Raw genomic sequence first — 3,323 nt, 5'->3', positions numbered from 1 at the left:
TTTAAGTTATGATTCTCAATTTTACTAATGGCTTTTTGAATAATAAATTCTAATTTTTCAAAATTAATAGGTTTTAGATAGTATTCGAAACTTTGCAATTCAATTGCTTTTTGAGCATAGTTGAAGTCGGCGTAATTGGTTAAAAAAATTGTTTTTATATCATATTTTTCATTTCTAATCCACGATAAGAGTTCGAGGCCACTACCTTGAGGCATTTCTATATCGCTTATCATGAGATCAATAGGATTCTCTCTAATAATATTTTGAGCTTGAGTGAGGCTATAGGCAACATAAACAATGTCAATGTGTAGTTTAGCCCAATTTATTTTCTCTCGTAAAGCTTCAATGATAAAGCGATCGTCATCAACTAATAAGATGTTCATTATAACCTCCGTCTATAATCTTGTATGGAATAAGTAAAAGAATTTTAGCCCCACCTTCTTCATTATTTTCAAATGCAATACTATAGTCATTAGGATAGAGAAGATTTAAACGTTCGATGGTGTTTGTGATCCCAATATGATGTCCATCTTCTGTTATTAGAGACTGTTTCTGATTTAGTTTTGATAAAATTTCTTCAGAGAAACCTGGACCATTATCCTCGATACAAATATGAATGTAATCTGAGTCCTCAGTTTGTACTTTTTTTATTGATAGTAAAATTGTGAATAAATCCTGAAATGAAAAACCGTGTTTGATTGTGTTTTCAATAAATGTTTGTAAAAGTAATGATGGGACAAGAGTATTTTGTAGGTCATCATTGTAGTTTAGTGAAAAGTAGATACTATTTCCATATCGAATTCGTTGTATTTCTAAATAATCTTTAATATGCTGAACTTCATCTTTAAGTTCTGAAAAATCTTGATTAGCCATAAATAAATGACGGAGATAATTTGAAGTTAGGATAGTTAATTCTTCAATTTCCTTGTAGTTTTTTGTTTGAAGCATACTATGAATCATTGATAACATATTTAAGTAGAAATGCGGACGAATTTGGTTCTTAAGATAATTAAGTTCGATCTTCTTAAGTTCTAGTTGTGAATGGTATTCTCGTATTTTTAATTCTTGCATGTCAAATATTACTTTATTAAGTTTATCATTTGCCTTATCAATTTCTAGTATACCTTCAGATATAAAAAATTCAGAAGGGGGGATGGAGTCCCCAAGTTGAGAGAGTCGTTCAGTGAGTCTTGTTATCGGTTTAATCATCCATTGACGAATATACAGGATAATGATGATTGATAAAATTGTGATAATGATAGGAACGGCTGACAAAAATACTTCTAAGAGTGTGATATTTCTAAAGACTTCGGCATAATCGACTAAAACATAAATATCGAAAGGTAAATGCGTTTTTTCATTTTGAGCATGAATTAGGTAGTTTTCGGAGGGTATATTGTTAGGCTCTTTTAGGGAAAGTTTACCATTATTTCCAATATTGAGTTTTCTGAGAGGTTTTAGGATATCTTCTGAAGATATGACGGCATAAATGATTTTTCCTTCGTAATGAACAGATTTAACTAAGTATTCGCTGTTTTTAGTAGTTACATTTTTCCATTTACGGTCACTTATATCACTACGCAATGATTTTAGATTTGATTTTAACAGTAGATAATCTTCATATGGAATATAAAGATTGGAGACATTTATAAAATAATCAGTACTATCGGTTTCTAATAAGAATGTCATATGAGTTTCATTTTGATATTCAAACTCTGCAAAGCTAGTTTGAACTTTTTTGAGATCTTCTTGATAGTCAAGAAACGTTTGTACATGATTTAATTTCTCTAAAGATTCATTATGCGTTATTGTTGAGTACATAAAGCGTTCTACAGAATGCAATTTCTCATTAACAGAGTCAGCATAAATTTCAATTGAACTACGTAGGTGTACTATATTTTGGTTTTTAATAAAATTTCTGGTTATGTTACTCATAGCAATATTGATTAAAATATTTATCAATAGTAGTACAAGTAGGAGTTTAAAGAAAAAATGAATGGAATGTTTTTTTGATAAGTCGTGATTTAATTTCATATACTAGTCTCCTATTAAAATTATAGCACTTTGAAAATATGATATCATGTAACAAAACAGATATGTTTTATTAAGATGTCGGAAAAGTAATAGTTCTTAAAATTAAAAAACTGAAAAATTGATAAACCTAGTCCAAAAAGTTATATTAAGGGAATTCTTTATGGTGTAAAATAATCGTAGAAAATCAGATAGGAGGAAAAAAATGAAAGTAGCATCTCAACTTCATAAAATAAAATTAAAGCATAGTATTCCGTTATACATATTACTTTTTCCTTCAATATTGCTATTAATTTTATTTTCCTATATTCCCATGTTGGGATTAATTATTGCATTTAAAGACTACTCACCAGCCAATGGTATCTTTGCTAGTCAGTGGGTAGGATTTAAGTACTTTACTCAATTTTTCTCATCATTCCAATTCGGGACAACTATGTTCAATACATTAAAAATTTCACTTTATAGTATTGTAGTAGGATTCCCCTTGCCTATTATACTAGCTATCATTAGTAATCAGTTAAGAGTTGGGAAATTTAGAAAAATATTTCAAGTAACAACTTACTTACCCCATTTTATCTCTACAATGGTTATGTGTGGGATGATTATCTTATTTTTATCTCCTACTAGCGGTTTGTTAGCGAATGTATTTAAGTCTGTTGGAATTACTATTCCAGATTTTTTATCAAAACCTACTAATTTTGCAGGTGTTTATGTTTGGAGTGATGTATGGCAACATATTGGTTGGGATAGTATTATTTATCTAGCAGCCCTTTCTGCAATTGATCCTACATATTATGAGGCTGCAACTATGGATGGTGCCTCTAGGTTACAAAAAATTCGGCATATAGAATTACCATTACTTTTGCCTACTGCTATGATTTTACTAATATTAAGAGCAGGTAGTTTATTAAGTGTAGGGTTTGAGAAAGTGTTACTATTACAGAATCCTCTTAATTTAGCAGGAAGTGAGATAATTTCGACCTATGTTTATAAAGTTGGTATGGTGAACTTTCAGTATAGTTATTCGACAGCTATAGGGTTATTTAACACGGTAGTCAATCTAATAATTTTATTATCTGTCAACTGGTTCTCAAAAAGATATACTAGAACGGGTCTTTTTTAAAGGAAGGAGTGCTCAAGGTGAAATGGTTTCATAAATCAAGAAAAACAAACTCTGAATTATTATTTGATATAGTTACCTATGGTTTAGCAGTTTTCCTTATCCTGTTAATTGTTTATCCGTTATGGTTTGTAGTGATTGCATCTTTTAGTAATCCTTCAGATGTTGCAAA

3 protein-coding genes and 1 pseudogene are annotated in these 3,323 nt (G+C 29.9%); 2 read left to right on the top strand and 2 right to left on the bottom strand.

All coding sequences use genetic code 11. From position 1 onward, the window contains the following. Nucleotides 1-383 (bottom strand): response regulator (locus WKI42_RS09790; RefSeq protein ID WP_368081831.1); only part of this gene is annotated, 383 nt, incomplete at its 3' end. Further along, nucleotides 364-2,034, bottom strand: coding sequence for a sensor histidine kinase (locus WKI42_RS09785; RefSeq protein WP_368081830.1), 1,671 nt, complete (start codon nt 2,032-2,034; stop codon nt 364-366). The genes WKI42_RS09785 and WKI42_RS09790, both read right to left, overlap by 20 nt. A gap of 202 nt (nt 2,035-2,236) precedes the next feature. On the opposite strand from WKI42_RS09785, the gene WKI42_RS09780 reads away from it, so the two are divergent. Together WKI42_RS09780 and WKI42_RS09775 are read left to right on the top strand one after the other, a co-directional pair. Beyond that, entirely contained in the window at nt 2,237-3,154 is a 918-nt protein-coding gene (locus WKI42_RS09780) for an ABC transporter permease (protein ID WP_000861541.1), read from the top strand. A 17-nt stretch (nt 3,155-3,171) separates the two neighbouring features. Further along, nucleotides 3,172-3,323, top strand: a pseudogene (locus WKI42_RS09775) (carbohydrate ABC transporter permease); the annotation flags it as partial.

It is taken from the genome of Streptococcus pseudopneumoniae (assembly GCF_038148935.1).
Taxonomy (GTDB): Bacteria; Bacillota; Bacilli; order Lactobacillales; family Streptococcaceae; genus Streptococcus; species Streptococcus pseudopneumoniae_U.
Note: the sequence above shows the minus strand (reverse complement) of the source record. Positions and strands in the feature narration are given on the sequence as shown.

Excerpts from the sequence above, each read along its gene's own strand:
- WKI42_RS09785 (WP_368081830.1), bottom strand. The coding sequence starts at position 2,034 with ATGAAATTAAATCACGACTTATCAAAAAAACATTCCATTCATTTTTTC.
- WKI42_RS09780 (WP_000861541.1), top strand. The coding sequence starts at position 2,237 with ATGAAAGTAGCATCTCAACTTCATAAAATAAAATTAAAGCATAGTATT.